Annotated in this window: 14 protein-coding genes; 9 read left to right on the top strand and 5 right to left on the bottom strand. The window is 43.8% G+C overall.

All coding sequences use genetic code 11. The features are described from left to right. Positions 1-58: 58 nt before the first annotated feature. Positions 59-1,462 (bottom strand): hypothetical protein, encoded by a 1,404-nt coding sequence (locus tag HRU23_11670; protein ID NRA54794.1) that lies wholly within the window; start codon positions 1,460-1,462, stop codon positions 59-61. Between the two features lie 289 nt (positions 1,463-1,751). On the opposite strand from HRU23_11670, the gene HRU23_11665 reads away from it, so the two are divergent. From HRU23_11665 to HRU23_11625, 9 genes are all read left to right on the top strand, one after another. Next, positions 1,752-5,543, top strand: coding sequence for an ATP-binding protein (locus tag HRU23_11665; protein NRA54793.1), 3,792 nt, complete (start codon positions 1,752-1,754; stop codon positions 5,541-5,543). After that, positions 5,543-6,169, top strand: coding sequence for a hypothetical protein (locus HRU23_11660; GenBank protein ID NRA54792.1), 627 nt, complete (start codon positions 5,543-5,545; stop codon positions 6,167-6,169). The genes HRU23_11665 and HRU23_11660 overlap by 1 nt, the downstream gene beginning before the upstream one ends. Continuing rightward, positions 6,169-7,425, top strand: a complete 1,257-nt coding sequence (locus HRU23_11655; GenBank protein ID NRA54791.1) for a hypothetical protein — start codon at positions 6,169-6,171, stop codon at positions 7,423-7,425. The genes HRU23_11660 and HRU23_11655 overlap by 1 nt, the downstream gene beginning before the upstream one ends. A gap of 6 nt (positions 7,426-7,431) precedes the next feature. Continuing rightward, positions 7,432-8,349 carry a hypothetical protein gene (locus HRU23_11650; protein NRA54790.1) on the top strand — a complete coding sequence of 306 codons (918 nt, stop codon included), beginning with the start codon at positions 7,432-7,434 and terminating at the stop codon, positions 8,347-8,349. 99 nt (positions 8,350-8,448) lie between these two features. Next, on the top strand, positions 8,449-9,864 hold the full coding sequence (dnaB, locus tag HRU23_11645) for a replicative DNA helicase (GenBank protein ID NRA54789.1): 1,416 nt from the start codon (positions 8,449-8,451) through the stop codon (positions 9,862-9,864). 9 nt (positions 9,865-9,873) lie between these two features. Next, positions 9,874-10,956, top strand: coding sequence for an alanine racemase (alr, locus tag HRU23_11640; protein ID NRA54788.1), 1,083 nt, complete (start codon positions 9,874-9,876; stop codon positions 10,954-10,956). 277 nt (positions 10,957-11,233) lie between these two features. Beyond that, positions 11,234-11,941: a nucleoside-binding protein gene (locus HRU23_11635; protein NRA54787.1), complete on the top strand. Its 708-nt coding sequence runs from the start codon at positions 11,234-11,236 to the stop codon at positions 11,939-11,941. A 283-nt stretch (positions 11,942-12,224) separates the two neighbouring features. Continuing rightward, positions 12,225-12,944: a bifunctional protein-disulfide isomerase/oxidoreductase DsbC gene (gene dsbC / locus HRU23_11630; GenBank protein NRA54786.1), complete on the top strand. Its 720-nt coding sequence runs from the start codon at positions 12,225-12,227 to the stop codon at positions 12,942-12,944. 115 nt (positions 12,945-13,059) lie between these two features. After that, the gene (locus HRU23_11625; protein NRA54785.1) at positions 13,060-13,989 is read left to right on the top strand and encodes an urea transporter; all 930 of its coding nucleotides are present in this window, start codon (positions 13,060-13,062) and stop codon (positions 13,987-13,989) included. Between the two features lie 15 nt (positions 13,990-14,004). On the opposite strand, the gene HRU23_11620 is transcribed toward HRU23_11625, so the two are convergent. From HRU23_11620 to HRU23_11605, 4 genes are all read right to left on the bottom strand, one after another. Continuing rightward, positions 14,005-14,451 (bottom strand): hypothetical protein, encoded by a 447-nt coding sequence (locus tag HRU23_11620; GenBank protein NRA54784.1) that lies wholly within the window; start codon positions 14,449-14,451, stop codon positions 14,005-14,007. Between the two features lie 178 nt (positions 14,452-14,629). Continuing rightward, complete coding sequence (locus tag HRU23_11615; protein ID NRA54783.1) at positions 14,630-15,274, bottom strand: LysE family transporter; 645 nt, start codon at positions 15,272-15,274, stop codon at positions 14,630-14,632. Positions 15,275-15,321: 47 nt separating this feature from the next. After that, on the bottom strand, positions 15,322-16,164 hold the full coding sequence (locus HRU23_11610; GenBank protein ID NRA54782.1) for an AraC family transcriptional regulator: 843 nt from the start codon (positions 16,162-16,164) through the stop codon (positions 15,322-15,324). A 111-nt stretch (positions 16,165-16,275) separates the two neighbouring features. After that, entirely contained in the window at positions 16,276-17,070 is a 795-nt protein-coding gene (locus HRU23_11605) for a DUF2431 domain-containing protein (protein NRA54781.1), read from the bottom strand. Between the last annotated feature and the right edge of the window lie 9 nt (positions 17,071-17,079).

Genomic DNA, 17,079 nt, shown 5'->3' with positions numbered 1-17,079 from the left:
TGTATCAAGCTAACTCGTTTACGTCAAAGCGAGTTAGCTATTGTGACAGCTGAAGAGTCTACGGGCTTTCAGGCTTCTTAGTCTCAGTAGCCGTCAGGTCAATTAACTTCATTGGTTCAATATTAATAATGCCAGAGCGGTTTAAGGTTAGCTTGAATCGCTGCAGCTGTTGTTGGCCTCTTTTATCGCTTTGCACTAAGACTAAATTGATTTGATAACGGCGTTCGACCCCTTGCTGGCTTATTTTGTTGCCATCGAGAGAATATAAGCGACCTTCGCCTTTTTTGAGGTAACGGACTAATGGCGTAAAGTTGAAAAATATTTGTTGTTGTATTTCATCGTAACCGGGTAAAAATTCTTTGACCAGCACCTTAGTATCACTACGAAAATGCAGTAACTGGGCTGCTTGCTTGTTTTGCTGCCGGCGTTTTTGAAATAGCTGATTAACCGAGTCGGGCAGGTGGCTGGTTTTTATATATTCGAGCCACAGCGTTTGCTTGGCAATGCGAGATTTCATGGCATTATTGACAAAAACATTCTGCCATTTCGGTAAACCTCGCTGGATCCGGCGCCAAATATAGCCGGTAATGTCATCTTTAAAGGTTTCACGCAGCCCGTAAATAACAGCAAGTATCGCGATTAACATCACGGTGATTTCAGTAAAAGAAGAGCGCGCATTTAAAACTAAGGTCATCACAAACGCCATAATACAGGCGGTTACCATGCCACGAACACCACGGCGCAAATTTTTGTTTAGGTAGCGAGTCTCTTTTTTAAAGACCACGCCATATTCAATTAAACGCTGCAATAAGCGCATCTTGTTGGTGATGCGGTTTGGATCGTTAATCGTCACTTGTGAGTTGTATTGGTTTTGTTCACGGTATTGATTTTCTTGACGGCATAATTCAAACATAAAATCACGCTGCTCGGAATGTTCGCTGCTTTTTGGCCCTTTGGACAACAGCTTTAAAAAAGACTGCTCGACGTGCCAGCTTAAATAATTGTCGGCGTTTTCAAAGTACGATTTTAATTTTGTGTCAGGAGGACTATAACGGCGTAGTTTTTTTAACAGCGAAATAATGTGCTCGGCTAATTCTATTGACTGATCGTAAAACGGCTGCGGTTCTTTTTCTTTTAGCGTCGCTTTAATATCAGTGTCGAGCGCAATTCTAATTTGATAAGAAAACAGATTCAGATTAACCCGATAGTCGTCTTGCTGGCCTTTGTTTTGGCTAATATAACGGCTGCGAACCAGCGGTAGGTGCAATTGATCTGAATAATAGGCGCAATGGCTTTTAATGCCCGAATGGAAATAACTTTCTTCGTCGAGGGTTTTGGGATCGAGCCCCATTTCGACAGGCAATGAAAAATATAAGTCGAGTCGTTGGTAATCAAGCGGCAACATGCGGTGGCTGATTTTTATTGATAAGTTTTCGTCTTGTTCTAGGGTGATATTGTTCACTCTGTTGGGCTGCTCCTTTACATAAGTATGATGAATAATCTCGCGTGGTTATTATATAGGTTAAGCATGAATTATTGCCTAACCTAATGAGTATTACACGATATTCTTAAAATCACTAGTGGCTAAGTAATGTCGGCATGGCAGAGCCTTGTTATGTTTTGCTGCTATTTTGACCGATGTCAGCTCATTATCATTTGATTCTCATTAGCAGTTCGTGTCGGTGTTACTTGAGCCGATATCTTTGCTGGGTTACCCTAGCTGCTTATTCATATTGTTATAGGTAATTTTAATGCTCAAGGGTTCATTTCAGCTGTTACGGATCATCATTATTGACAGTTTTTGGCGCGGTAAGGTTAATGAATTAAACTTCAGTGGTCATACCCAGCTTGAAGGAACCAATGGTGCAGGAAAAACCTCGCTAATGCGGATGCTGCCATTGTTTTATGGCATGCGCCCCAGCGATATTGTGAGCAAGGTTGATCAATCAAAAAACTTTGCCGACTATTACCTACCTCGCGAGTCGAGCATGCTGGTTTATGAATACCAGCGACCAAGTGTTGCCTCGCAAGAGCCTCAAATTTGTCAAATGATTGCAACCAGTGATGGCCGCGGCATTCAATATAAGTTAATTGATGCGCCATATCGCAGTGAGTTTTTTATTGGTGAAGATAACAAGCCATTAAAAATAAAAGAAATAGTCGCTAAATATCAGGCTAACTTAAGCAATGTGCATTGCTCTAACTTTCTTGGCGTTGATAAATACCGTCAAGTTATTCAAAAGCTACGCAGTGGCAGCAAAAGCAAAGAAATTAAGCAACTTCAAAACCGATATAGCTTAAGCAACAGCCCTTGTCCGCATATCGATAAAGTGGTTAATGGCACCATTGAAAAGAATCTCGACTTTGACGCGGTTAAGCGAATGCTGGTCTCTATTGTTGAAGACTATATTGCGCGCAGTGATATTACTGGCTCAAAAGAATATATGCAGCTTAACAAAGATGAAATTTCGCAATGGCTTAACGACATTCAGGCCAGTCGCAGCGTGCAGAAGGTTGCCGATAAAATTGCGTTATGGAAAGACGACTTTATTGTATTAGGTAATTCGCTGACCAAATTAAAGCACCTAGCGGCGTTAAGTGTTGACCATCATCAAGATGCTAAACAGACCGAGCAAGAGTTAATCGAACAACGTCTGCAAGCTAAAAAGCAGCGTGAGCAAAGTCAGCGCCAACTCGAAAAATTAAAAGACGAGTTGGGTCTTGAAATTAAAGCGATTAAGCGTGAAGTTGAAAGTGATCAGGCCTTTATTGATAAGCTCGATCTCGACAAGCAAAATTTCGACGACGATGACGCACCAAGTTATCAGTTAAAAGCGGACAATAAAGCACAGTTGCTCAACCGTTTGTCCGACGTTAACCAACTGATCGAAACATTTGAAGGTGAAATTGCTAATATTGGCGCCAAATTCGAAAGCATGATCGCCAAGTTAGACCTGAGCAGTGCTAAGCATAATGCCAAACAGCAAGAACAAATTGCATTAATCAGCCAGCAAGCGAATGTTAAAAGTACTGAATGTGAGCAGCAGTATCAGGGTCAAAAGGACTTGCTAGTCGCTCAGCAACAGCAACAGTTTTTAACCCTAAGCAATGCGCAAGCCCAGCTCGAAGTTAAACTCGAAACCACCGAGCATTTGGTGCTGTCGGTGCAGATCCCTGCGCCACTAAATGACAAGCGCCTGCAATGCGAGCAAGCGTTAAAGCAAGGGCAGCAACAATATAGCGAGCAACTGCAAGCGCAAAGTCAGCAAGAGCTTCACCTTGCCAAGTTAAGCTCACAACGCGAACAGGCGCTGCATCAGTTAGTCGGCGACAAACGCTTGCTTGATGAATTAACGCGAGATTACCATTTAATTACTCAGCAAATTAACCCAGAGGTTGGTTCACTACATCACTACTTAGACAATCATGCGAGTAACTCCAATAACAGTGAGCTGAGCTGGAAAGACAATATCGGCCGCATTTTGTCGCCGCAGTTATTAGCGCGCCAAGATTTAAGTCCGCATTACTTAGAGCCAGAGCGATTAACTTCAGATAACAGCACCGCTGATGCTGCTATTTATGGCCTGACCATTGATTTAGAGCAGTTAAGCGATGATAACGCCTTGTCGCTTAGTGAAAGTGAATTGCGCAATGAAGCCGAGCGCATTAGCGACAAGCTAACAGCGCAAATGGCGCAGGTTGAGCAGCAAGAAGCCTTGATTGCAGAACAAAACAAAGTAATTGAGCAGCAAAATACGATTATTTTGAGTTTAAAGCAGCAAACATTACGTTTGCAGCAAGAAATAGAGCAGCTAGGGCAGCAATCACAACGTAACGATGTCGAATGTCGCCAGGCTCTGCTGGATGAAAAACAAAAGTTTAGTCAGCAAATCGAGCAGCTTAGTGCGCAGCTCAAGAAGAATAGTCAGCAACAAGCCGATTTTAATCAGCAAAAAACAGATGACTTGCATGAGTTAAATAATCAATTACTTGAAAATAAAATGGTGATCGAAAGTGACAGCAGCAGTCAGCTCGACACGATAAATGAGCAGTTAACCAGTTATAACGACCAGCAAAAGCAGCTTAAGAAAGATTATCAGCAGCAGCTCAAAAAAGAAATTAATCAACACGATCCCGATGGCGAAATCGACAAGTGCATTCAAGAGCAACAGGGGCTTAAGAAATCGCTGACCGAGTGTGACGTTTTTGCTGAAAAGGCGCGTAAGTACCAAAGCTTTATGCAAAGCAGCTTTAGTCAGCGCGAATCACTGACCAACAATAACAATCAGCGTCAGTTGGCGTTAAATCGACTTAACGAACAATTAGTCAAAGACAGCGAAGTGGCTAATGTCGAACTGCGCCGAGCCAAAGACAGTATTAGTCGGATTAACGAAGCGATTGCCAAAAATGAAGAGTTGCTAATAGGGCTAGAGCGGGGAAAAACGCAATGTGATGGCTTAGATATTGTGGCCGAGCTTGATGATAACGCCAGCATCTTTCAACCTGAAATGGTGCCGCGCTTTATTGATCAAGACGCGACCAGTTACCGCGCGCAAAAAGATCGCTTAAGCAAAGCGATTAATGGTTTTAGCGAAATGTTTCGCCGTCAGCACGCTGGCAGTCAGCTGTATAGCAACTGGGTTAAGTTAGTGGCTGAAAATGACAGCTACCAAAGCAGTGAGTCGGTGTTTAAATATCAGCATGCAATTAGTGACTTGCTGTCTACTGCTGATCAGTTGCAGCAATCGACCGGCCAGTTAATTGATGTTAACGCGATTAAAATAGATGAATTTTATAAGCATTTAACCAACTTCAAAAAAGAAATTAATCGCGTTGGCCGTAAGTTGTCAGACAATGTCACTGCGTTGGCGCAGTTTGAAGCGTTGGCAGAAATTAACATTAATACCATTTCTAAAATCGAGTCGCTTGACTACTGGGCGCAGCTAAAAACCTTCTCCGAAAGTTACGACATGTTGCGTGACGATTTAAATGATCCCAATCGCGAAGTGCCCGAAGAGCTGATTAGCGCAATGCGTGAATTGTCACGGGTATTGCCAGCCGAGGGGGTATCACTTGAGCATCACGAGTTATTTGATATTGAATTTGTGATCACCGAAAAAGGCGAAGTTAAACGCGCCCGTAATGCGCGGCAGTTGAAAAAGATTAGCTCGACCGGTTTGTCATATTTAGCGATGTTGTCGTTATTTGCTGGCATATTGTCGATGTTGCGCGGCAACAATGAATACCCAACTAGCGTGATTTTACCGGTTGATGAATTAGGTGAGCTGGCCGCTGAAAATATTGATTTGTTGCTAAAAATGTTCGCTCAAAATTCAATTGTGATGCTGTCGGCGTCGCCGTCAACCGATCGTCATATTCTGTCGCTTTACCAGCGTCATTACAAAATAAAAGACAGCAAGTTGTACCATGCCGATATTCCACAATCTCGCCTTGATCAACTACTGGCCCAGCGTAAGCAAGATCTGTTAGTCAATCAAACAACTGCGATGTCTGGCATTGCTAGTGGAGAGCTTTCATCATGATTTTTAAACAAACTATTGAGGCGCTATTAACTGGCGCGGTAATTTGTGAAACCGCTAACAGTGATTTGTTTAATTACCTCGACAACGAGATTAATAAAGAGCAAGTCAGTGACTTTTTGTCGAATTTAGACCGCCAGCTGAGCTACCTTGACAGTGCCCAAGCTTATTATTGTACTTATAACAGTGTTGATAGCAGCAATAAAGCCGACATTAGCGCCTTGTTTTCCGAAGTTCGCAGCTATTTCCGCCCATTAGTTGAATGGCTTGATATTCATTTGGTGGCGACAGGCAGCGATACGCCGTTGCGCGCTAAAGACATGGTTAATTTGAACGAGTTGTTTGAAGCGTTTGAACATGATCAAACCTTAACCGAGCAATTGCGCCGTTTAACCACCATGCGCCCGTTTAAAACCAGCAAAACTGAACCGCGTGAACAGTTGGTGATTATTTTTAGCAAGCTAGAAGAGCTAGGTTATTTTGTCCGTAAGTCGGCTGGCAGCAGCCGTTATTATGCGACGGCCCGGTTCGATTTAATTTATCTATTAATTGAGTTTTTAAACGACAGTGAAAAACTAGCATTGCCTGAACAAAGCGAAACTTCGACCCAAGAGGAGTTATTGCTGTAATGAGTGGATTTGATAGTGAACAGGTCGCAAGTTTACTGCGCCAGCTCGGCCACAATGATCAGCTAATAGCCCAAGCATATGTTCAGGGTTATATCAGTGGTGATGACAATAACTTAAATCACTTAATGGCGCTGCATAAGTCGGGTATTTTACGGCCCGATGAAGATCCGGGCGACTACCGAACATCGGCCGACATTAAGCAAATGCTTAACCGCCTAATGCGTCAACAGCGCGGTTATCGCCAAATGAGCGACATGGGCAAAGTAATTAATGCCCTAAGCGACAGCGTGACCGATTATCGTGATTCTATTTTGCAGCAGCAACACGACGATGCCGATTACTATTTAGAGCAGCTCGATGACTTGCTTTATGATACCAAAGACAGCTTTGCGGGCAGTCTCGACAATATGCATTACGCGATCACTAGTCAGTTTGGCTTTGTGTCGACCTTGGGCGCTAAAGTGCGCGAGAACGAAAAAGCACTTAACTATGCGCAAAAGTTGCTGATTGAACTGAAACAAATCGACCCGAATACTTGTTATCAATGGATTGATTGGGCGTGCCCTAATGAGTTGGCACGTAAAGTAACTGGCTTTATCGAATGGTTCCATCAGGTGCTCGATCGATTAGCCCACATTATTGATAAAATGCGAGTTAGCCTATTTCGACTGCGCCGCGATGAAAAACAAGCCAATCAATTGCGCGGCATGGCTCGTTATTTACGCAGTCATCCCGAGTTTGAAATCGATCCGCAGTTACACGATGCCGAACATTTACCGCAACAGTTAAAGTTTGCGCCGGCCTTGCAACTGCGCGGTTATGTTGACGTGCGCAATACCGGGCTAGAGGCCGACTTAATAGAAATTGTGCAAACGCTGCGCAAGGCGGCTGTTAGCTCGGTCTTAAAAAATCGTGAGAGCTGTGAGGTTAGTGATGAAGCCATTGAAGAGCTCGCTTACCAATACGATTTCTTCGAGCAAGAAGTCGAGCTGTTGTTCGAGCGCAGTATTATAGATAACAGCGCTTGTTCGGCGTTGCAATATTGGCAAGCCCATCAAGACGATTGGCATCAGCAACAGTTAGAAATGTCGCCCAAGTCGTGGATAGAGTTAGTGTTTAGCTGTTATTGCAAACTGACCAGCGACCAACAGCAGGGCCTAACCATTAAAATGAAAGGTCCAGTGGTTGCTGGCACCAATAATAACTATGCCTTTAACGATGTCATTATTGAACCGCGCGCTTTAAATGAAGCCTAGTAACGCATGAGCAAGATTTTTGACAAACACGGCGCTGAGGTATTTAATTTCGTTAAAAGCCTTAACGCTAACCATCGTCTTGGTGGTGAAGTGTTGGCCTCTGCGCTTGGTCAGTTTGTCGCGCGCGAGTTTAATTTTGGCCAGCTCGGCCATCGTAATAATCTTAAATTTAGCCTGCAAGATCTGATGGAGCTTAATCGTGAAATCGCCCAGCTAACAGGTAATAATCCCGCGTGGGATAATTACACTAAGTTGACACGGCCCGAGCGGGCAAAATCTCATCACAGCACCAAGCTGCAAGTTTTGCCCGTGAGTGAAGATTTTGTATTGGTCAATTGTTTGGGTTCGCTCAAAATAAACCAGCATGTTGCAACATTACCGCCGCTGAGTGCGCTGGGGGTTTATCTTAATGCGAGTGAGTTTAACTCCATTGAACATGAACAGCTGATCTTGGTGGAAAACCTCGCGGTAATGGCCTCGCTAGCCTTATTAAAACTGCCTGAGGCAATTGATGACCCGCTGTTTGTATATCGTGGCGATGTTAAACCGGAGCAAAATATTACCAGCGCTTATCAATTTTTTAGGCGCTGGTCGTCAAGTCATCAACTGATTTGTTTTAGTGATTTTGACCCCGCCGGTTTGCTCATTGCCACTAGTTCGGGAGCGACTTGTGGTCTGGCGCCTACTGCAGATAGCATCGATGATATTTTTAGCACCGAATTTACAGATAAAGCACTTAAAGATAGCGAACAGAACTGGTGGCAACAAGCACAGCAAAAAACCGCGCTTGAATCACTAATTAAACAAGACTCGTTGTCACCAGCGCTAATTACAGCTTTTCAGCAAATGGCTAATTATCGACGAACTTGGCAGCAAGAACACATGATTACTCACCAAACCCCGTTACAACTAATAGCCCTTTAAATATTTGCTGCAAGCAAAATCTCATTGCGATGATTGATGGCTTTATTCGCTGGATTTATCTGGCATAATGGCAGTAATAGATCTTAACGATGATTCGAAATGGCCCAGCAACAGTTTACCCCTAAAAATAAAAATTTCGCCAAGCACGATGCGCAAGTTGAAGCGCTGAAAGTTCCGCCGCATTCACTTGAGGCCGAACAGTCAGTGCTCGGTGGCTTAATGCTCGACAATGAAGCGTGGGATCGGGTCTCTGAACTGGTTGTGAGCGAAGATTTTTACCGTAAAGATCACCGCACCATTTTTAAATTTATGGGCAACTTGATTGAGCACGGTAATCCGATCGATCTAGTGACCCTGTCTGAAGCGCTTGAACGTGAAAACGAGCTAGATGCCGTTGGTGGTTTTGCTTACATCGGCGAAATGGCAAAAAACACCCCAAGTGCGGCCAACATTGGCGCCTATGCAACTATTGTACGCGAGCGTGCCGTGGTACGTGACATGATTGGGGTAGCCAATGAAATTGCCGAAGCTGGTTTTGAGCCAGAAGGTCGCGACAGTGCCCAATTGCTTGATTTTGCTGAAAGCAAGGTATTTAAAATTGCCGAAAAGCGAACCAACGCGTCGGAAGGGCCACAAGATATTAAACATATCTTAGCGTCGACCGTTGATAAAATTGAAGAACTTTATAATAACCCCCACGACGGTGTTACTGGTATTTCAAGTGGTTATGGCGATTTAGACAAAATGACCGCCGGGTTCCAAGATTCTGATTTAATCATTGTCGCGGCGCGACCGTCGATGGGTAAAACAACCTTTGCGATGAACATTGCTGAGCACGCGGCAATGAATGAAGACAAGCCAGTGATTATCTTTTCGTTAGAAATGCCGGCAGAATCAATCATGATGAGAATGTTGGCGTCGCTTGGGCGAGTTGATCAAACTAAAATTAGAACCGGTCAGCTTGAAGACGACGATTGGGCGCGCGTTTCGTCAACCATGGGTATTTTGCTTGAGCAAGGCAAGATGTACATTGATGATTCATCGGGTTTAACTCCAACTGAAGTACGTTCACGCTCACGCCGAATTGCCCGCGAGCACGATGGTGTCTCAATGATCATGATAGATTACCTCCAATTAATGACGGTGCCAGCGCTGTCCGACAATCGTACCTTGGAAATTTCTGAAATTTCGCGCTCACTTAAAGCCTTGGCTAAAGAATTAAAATGCCCGGTTATAGCACTGTCGCAGCTTAACCGTGGTCTAGAGCAACGTGCCGATAAGCGACCGATTAACTCGGATCTGCGTGAATCAGGCGCGATTGAGCAAGATGCCGATTTAATCATGTTTATTTATCGTGATGAAGTTTACAACGACGATACCCCTGACAAAGGCAGTGCCGAAATTATCATTGGTAAGCAGCGTAACGGCCCCATAGGTAAGTGTCGCCTAACCTTCCAGGGACAGTACTCGCGCTTTGATAATTACGCCGGTCCGGCTTACGACGACGAATACTAAGGTCGCTTAATGAGCACTGTAACCGCGCTTGTTAGCCGCAGCGCTATTGCCGATAATTATCGGCAAATGAAAAAACTCGCGCCGAAAAGTAAGGTATTAGCGGTATTAAAAGCGAATGCTTATGGTCATGGTGCAGTGGCGATGGCGCGTGAACTAATGCGTGTTAATGTCGATGGATTAGGCGTTGCTCGGCTCGAAGAAGCCTTAGAGTTACGGGCTGCTGGCATCACCAGCCCTATTTTATTATTAGAAGGTTTTGCCGAGCAATCAGATATCACTCGCTTGATTACCTATCAATTAGAAACCGTGATCCACAGCTTAGAGCAAATCACCATGCTTGAGCAGTGTCAGCAACAAGGTCGGTTGAAAATCTGGCTCAAAATTGATACTGGCATGAACCGGCTAGGTTTAAATAGCAGCGAAGTTGTACAAGCTTGCCAGCGCTTAAATCAGCTTAAAATAGTCGAAACCCCTGTCAATTTCATGAGCCATTTTGCCTGTGCCGACGAGCTTGGTAATGATTTTACTGCGCGTCAAACTCAAGCCTTTTTTGAGTTAGTTAAAGAGTATGACGGTCAGTTAAGCATTGCAAATTCTGCCGCGATTCTTGCATGGCCCGAGACCCACCTAGACTGGGTTCGAACTGGAATTTCTCTTTATGGCTGTAGCGCCATTGAGGGTAAAACCGGGGCTGACTTTGGGTTGCGCCCAGTGATGACATTGCAAACTAAAGTCATCGCTATAAAATCGGTAACTCAGGGACAATATGTTGGGTATGGCTCAACATGGCAAGCTAAAACCGATGGTAAACTTGCCGTGATTGCGGTGGGTTATGGTGACGGTTATCCGCGGCATGCCAAAACAGGTACTCCGGTGCTTATTAATGGCAAGCGTTACCCTATCGTCGGGCGTGTTTCAATGGACATGATTACCGTTGACCTTGGCCAAACTAGTCAAATTAGCTGCGGAGATGTCGTTACTTTATGGGGACAAGGGCTGCCCGCTGAAGATATTGCCCGCTGGTCTGATACCATCAGTTATGAAATCATGATTAAGCTGACCCATCGCGTTGCCGTTTCTTTGATCGATTAATCATAAATGTAAAACCTCTCCTGTCTTTTGCAATTAAAAGCATATAGAATGGCGCCGATTTTAACATGGTGCAGCAAAAAACGTTTCATCCGTCACATATTTCACATTTTGTTTGTCTGTTCTTAATATTCCTGTCTGTTGCTTCGAAAGTTACTTTCGGTCGGTAATAGATGAGGTGTTTTTCTCGATTAACCCTAAGTGATACTGACAGATGTTGGGTCTATCGAGCTGCGCCATGGCAATAGTTGTAACCATTATTATAGAAACAGGAAGTAAGATGTCAGTATTAAAATATTCAGCCGTAGCTTGCGCTGCACTTTTGTCAACCACAGTTAGCGCTAAGCAATACTGGAGCGATACCAGCTTTTCTGCCTTACAAGGCAGCAATTATGAGCTAGGTGATGATGATCGCAACATTTATACTTTTGAACACGCAAGCGGACATAGCTGGGGTAGTCTTTTTACCTTTGTTGACCGTGCTCATAACACTAACTTTGGCGATGATGATACTTATGGCGAATTAGGTTTTAGCTTTGATGTGTATAACAACCAAGACGGTTTTGTGAAAAAAGCCTACGTGACACCACAATGGGAATTTGGCCGTTCATTAAGCGGTACCTTCAATAACTTTTTAGCTGGTGTTGGTGTTGATCTAGCGATCCCTGGTGCATCTTATTTTAATGTTAATTTATATCAGCGTAACAATGAGCAAGACGATAACAACCAACAGTTAACATTGGTATGGTCTTTCCCGTTTGCAGATAGCTTTGTTTACGATGGTTTCTTAGATGCGATTAACGGCTCAGACACCCAAACAGGCGGTTACAATTTTACTTCACAGCTAAAATACGATGTGGGTCAACACATTGGTGTTGAAAAAAGTAAGTTATACCTTGGCATTGAATATGTTTACTGGAAGAACAAATTCGGTGTTAGTGGCGTCGACGAAAAAAATGCTAACTTGCTAATTAAATGGCATTTATAAAATAGACCTAGATTAAGGTAAGTTTTTAATGCCAGCGGTTTAAGCAAAGCGAGCAAATAAAAGGGGGCTTAGTTGTAATAACTAAGCCCCCTTTTTTTTAATAAGTAATCGAGCTCATTGTATTCATCAGTTTTTCATACGCAAAACAAGATTCCATTTAACCCTGATTTTTATAAGAAAATGACCCCTGATGTTGTATTATTAAATAAAGGTCGCGCGAGTGAATTTTTTTAGTGTTATCGTGGTCTTGTCATTATATTAATCACAATTATTGAGAAAATGGATGAAAATACTTAAGTTATTAGCCGTATCAGGGATATTGGCTAGTCTGTCTTTTACGGCCTTGGCCGGTGAAGAAGGCATCGCCAAGGTTAAATTAAAGCTAGAGTCAGCATTGGGCATTGAGCAAGCCGAGATCACTGAGTCGCCGCTTAAAGGTTTTTATGAAGTAATGACTCCTCGTGGTCTGTTGTATGTGTCACAAGATGGTCGCTATGTGATGCAAGGCAGTATCTATGATCTCGATAATAAAATGGTCAATATTACTGAACAAAAAATGGCGACCGTTCGCGTTGACAAAATGGGTAACTATGCCGATTCAATGATTGTATATCCGGCCAAAGATGAAAAGTATCAGGTAACGGTATTTACCGATGTCGACTGTGGTTATTGCCAACGCTTGCACTCACAAATGGCAGATTACAATAAGTTAGGCATTACGATTCGTTACTTGGCATTCCCCCGCGGCGGTCCGCGCTCAAAAGCTTGGACAGATATGCAATCGTTATGGTGCAGTGACAATCAGCATCAAGCAATGAATGAGCTTAAAGCCGGCAGCAGCATTGATAAAATTACTTGTGACAATAAAGTTGCTGAACATTATCAATTAGGCCTAGAGTTTGGCGTAAATGGCACTCCTGCCTTGGTGCTTGAGGATGGCACGATGATCCCTGGTTATCAGCCGCCAGCTCAGTTATTTGAAATACTTAGTGCGGGTTCTTAATCCAGTCACTTTTTTAACAAGCCCAGCACTGATGCTGGGCTTGTTTTTATCTGCTGGACTATCCATAAGCACCTGCCTCTCTAATGATATTGTCATGATACCGGTCAACTAATCGGTGACGAAAAATCCGAAAATTACTCGCCTTAGTGACGAGATTACTCCTTTTCTACGTGGCTTTGGTCAAATAATCTTTCAAGCTAATGCCTTAAGCGGTCTAATCTTTATGCTCGCTATTGGGCTCAACTCTGGCGCGATGTTAATTGGCTCTGTCATTGGTGTTTGGTGCAGTACTCAAAGCGCGAAATGGTTTGGTGGCGACCCTGAAGTCATTCATCAAGGATTATATGGTTATAACGGCGCGTTGATCGGTTTAAGCGTGATGTTATTTTATCGTCTCGATTTAACTAGTCTTGGCTTAATCGCATTAGCGGCAATGCTTTCTTCATTACTACTGCAACAACTACAGCAACAACTATTGCAACGCTTTCATTGGCTATCGCCGTTGACTGCGCCATTTTTAATCATGGTTTGGTTGGTCTTTGCCGCTGCTGATCTTTTTACCCTAGTGCCAGTTGTTGCTCAGCCACTCATGATTGAAACTAACCCAGTGATGGTTTTTTTTCGCGGTTATGGTCAAATGTTATTTCAAGCCAATGCTTTGTCTGGGCTGCTGATCTTAATTGGGGTAGCGATTAGCTCGAAAACCGATGCTGTGTGGGCGATGTGTGGCGTGGTACTTGCGATGGTGGTTGTGTCGGTGTGGGGGCAGGTGTTAGCCACGCCAGTGGGTTTTTCTGCGGAGTCAGCGGCGCAAGGTTTTTATAGTTTTAGCGCCGCGCTGATTGCAGTGGCACTTGCTAACCAAACAACACCGGGCAATAAAGTGGCTCAGTTAATGATAGTGACAGCTGGCGTGATATTGGCGGTGCTGTTGACCCTATTAGGGCAGCTGGCAGATTTAACCGCCTTAACCGCGCCATTCGTTTTGTCGATGTGGCTAATTTTGACACTTGTTTGGGCTTGGCGGCAATGGTGGCGCGCTTAACATTGTGGGTTTAACTTAACCTGAGTTCTGGTGTTGTAATTGGTGTAAAAAATCTGAGGGTTCCAGGGGGAAACCCTGTGGTGCAAGCCATGATATCGCATCATTAATACTGGAAAAAACCTGCCGTTCGTAGTCTTTCTCTTGATATGGCACCAAAGATTCTAACACCATCTTTTTGAGTATATTGGGAGCGTAAACATGACAGTCTCTCACACATCCATGATCAATAAACCAACGACAGTGTGCTTTTATGTGGGGATTGATGTCTTGGGTGCCCAGTTGCCATTGATCAAATAATGATAAAATAGCCCATGGCGAATCGAGTAAAGGTTGCGTAATGACTTTAAATTCTTCGATATATGCAATAGCGGCTTCTTCATTCCAAGAGCCACTAAAAACTTGAATTAACACTTTATTATTGACTGACAGCTGCCAGTTACCGTGAATTTTATAGTTTGTCATTGTCACCTTCCTATTCATTATCAGCATAGCTGCTAATGAATACATTGAGAACTTTGCATGGCAAGTTTTTATTGTATTCTCAATAATATAATAGCTCTGCAAGCTATTACTGCTCAATCTGGCGCATCGCGTAATGTTCACTGTCTGGTTATGGAACAGTACTTGGCATAAATGGCGGCTAATTGGTGGTTTGAATAAGAAGCCCCAAGCCGAAACTGATTAACACCGCACCTGCGCCGCGTTCAAACAAATGAATTTTACGGCTAAGAAATTGCTGAACGTGGCGATGGCCAATCGCCGATGCGACAATTAAGTTCCAACTAAGCACGGCCAAAAACATCCACAGTCCGCAAAAGGCTTGTTGCTGTAACGTCACTTCTTTACCCAATATAACGGCCATTAAACTGATATAAAATAATGCGTTTTTCGGGTTAAGTAACGCAGAATTTAGCCCAAGCCATAGTTGTTTTAAAGCGCTTGGCACGGCACTTTTAATAATAGTCGCGTCGACCACTACCTCGTTTGCTTGGCTCCTAATTAGTTGCCAGCCTATCCATAACAAGTAAGCGGCGCCAATTAATTCAATTACCGAAATAATGGTTGGAAAACTTTCAATGCTGCTCCAACCTAATATCGCGATAGCAATATAAACGGCATTGCCCAGTGCCACGCCAACACAAATAAACCGGCTGCCGCGCAGGTTGTGGCGAATAGCATGGCCGGCGATTAGGAAAAAGTCTTGGCCGGGGCTGAGCAATGCCAAAAAATGTGCCAGCGCTAGCGCGGGAAATGCTGCAGGAATTAAGTTGTCTAAAGAAGTCATTGGGTCAGCTGCCTTGGTAATTAAGCTGACATCTTAAAACAAGGGATTTAGCTTTTATTGTCGAAAATTGACTTGGACAGCTGATATTGACGCGGCGTTGCCGCGCTATAGCGAACAAAGGCCCTGTGAAATTGGCTTTGGTCGGAAAAGCCGACCGCGATTGCGACATCAACAATGCTAATGCCTTGCCTAAGCAGCAGTTTTGCTTGTTCTATTCGGGCATTATTAATAAAAGATTTTGGGGTAATGCCAAATTGTTTGCTAAAAGCCCTGATGATGGTCTCTTGGCTGCGCGCCAAATCATGGGCTAAGTGTTCTAACGTTGGCGGCTCAACAAGATCATGTAATAGCCGCCGTTTTATCTGCAGTGCTAACCCATTATGGTCACTATCATTGTTCGCTGGGGAACACCAAGTGGCTAGCACTGGCAGTGCTAGTTGCTCAAAGGTTAAATTGGCAGCGGTAAGTTGGTAATTTTTAAGTTGCTCAACCATAGTCAAAAATAAAGGCGCGAGCTGAGCGCTTGCATGTTGAATTTTTGGGATTATTACTTGGTCGCAACTTAAGCGGGTAACTTGATGGCCGTATAAGTCAGACAACTGATTCAAACACCACTGACTATCAACATATAACATATGATAACTGCGTGGTTGGTCGGCAATGGGATTACAGGCATGTACTTTGTCCGGCTCAATAAGAATTAGATCGCCAGCATTAACGAGCAGCTCTTGGCCTGCTATTTTCAAGCGTGTTTGGCCAGCGATAACCAAACCAATCGATAATTGAGCATGGCTATGGGCTTTATACCCTTGCTGACTTTGAAAGGTACTGCGCAGCTCAATTAAAGGCAAGCTGGGGTGTCGCCAGTATTGCTGGTTTATGGCACTAATAGGCTGAGGCACAAGCGATTACCCTTTGTTGTGGAGTAGCTCGAGCTTAGCAAAATTAGCGCCGATGGCAAAGTGGGTGTTATTTTCTGTGTTGCTTACTCATGTTATTTACTATGGGTTAATTGCAAGATCAGTCAGCCATTGCTGTTCAAACTGGGCCATTTTTAGATGGCGTTTTGACTGCTGGTGATTGATCTTGTCTAGCTCGTTGCCAAAAGGGCCGACTCGGCACATCGCGCAATGTTGACTGCCTTGGTATGGCGCTGGACTAAGCAGCTTATCGAACTCGCAGTGGTGGCGGGCACTCCACACATAACTGATGCCAAGGGTGTTTTTAACAAACTTGTCGCGGTCGACATTGCGGATTTGATAATTGGGGAAATCCTGAGCGTTAAAGGCCATACTGCCAAGGTAGTTTATTGGCGTATTAAGAGTCAGGCTATTTTCAATGTCCCACTCACGATAAGGTTTTACGTCTTTAGACGTAATAATGCACAGCTGTGGCCCGGCGGGATCAAGAAAGTGATTAATTGCGTTGAGCAAAAAGCTTCGTAACAGGCGGCGGTTAATGGTGTTTACACCGGCATTTTTACATTGCTGACTAAAGTCACTGCGATCACTAAAACCCGGTACTAGCGGAAATTGAAAAATCACTAAATCAAATTGCTCGGCAGTTAATCCAGACCATGTTTGCGGTTTGGTTACATCAAACTCAGTTAATACTTTGCAACCCGCTTGGCTTAATTGTTGATGAAATTTAGCGCCATACTTGTGGGTCAAGGTGGTTAAATCATCAAAAATGGTCGCGGTTAAGCGCTGTGGTTGGTGGTGATGCCATAAAGACGCTGAAAACGATAAATCGCCATCGCCAACCGTTAAAATTCGCCATTTAGGATTGATATACATTGAGCCGAC

The organism is Gammaproteobacteria bacterium (assembly GCA_013214945.1).
Taxonomy (GTDB): domain Bacteria; phylum Pseudomonadota; class Gammaproteobacteria; order Enterobacterales; family Psychrobiaceae; genus Psychrobium.
This window is presented reverse-complemented; position numbering and strand designations above follow the sequence as displayed.

Bases quoted from the DNA above. Each gene is read 5' to 3' on its own strand.
- dsbC (NRA54786.1), top strand. From the start codon at position 12,225: ATGAAAATACTTAAGTTATTAGCCGTATCAGGGATATTGGCTAGTCTG.
- HRU23_11655 (NRA54791.1), top strand. From the start codon at position 6,169: ATGAGTGGATTTGATAGTGAACAGGTCGCAAGTTTACTGCGCCAGCTC.
- HRU23_11665 (NRA54793.1), top strand. From the start codon at position 1,752: ATGCTCAAGGGTTCATTTCAGCTGTTACGGATCATCATTATTGACAGT.
- HRU23_11605 (NRA54781.1), bottom strand. From the start codon at position 17,070: ATGTATATCAATCCTAAATGGCGAATTTTAACGGTTGGCGATGGCGAT.
- HRU23_11650 (NRA54790.1), top strand. From the start codon at position 7,432: ATGAGCAAGATTTTTGACAAACACGGCGCTGAGGTATTTAATTTCGTT.
- HRU23_11635 (NRA54787.1), top strand. From the start codon at position 11,234: ATGTCAGTATTAAAATATTCAGCCGTAGCTTGCGCTGCACTTTTGTCA.
- alr (NRA54788.1), top strand. From the start codon at position 9,874: ATGAGCACTGTAACCGCGCTTGTTAGCCGCAGCGCTATTGCCGATAAT.
- dnaB (NRA54789.1), top strand. From the start codon at position 8,449: ATGGCCCAGCAACAGTTTACCCCTAAAAATAAAAATTTCGCCAAGCAC.
- HRU23_11620 (NRA54784.1), bottom strand. From the start codon at position 14,451: ATGACAAACTATAAAATTCACGGTAACTGGCAGCTGTCAGTCAATAAT.
- HRU23_11615 (NRA54783.1), bottom strand. From the start codon at position 15,274: ATGACTTCTTTAGACAACTTAATTCCTGCAGCATTTCCCGCGCTAGCG.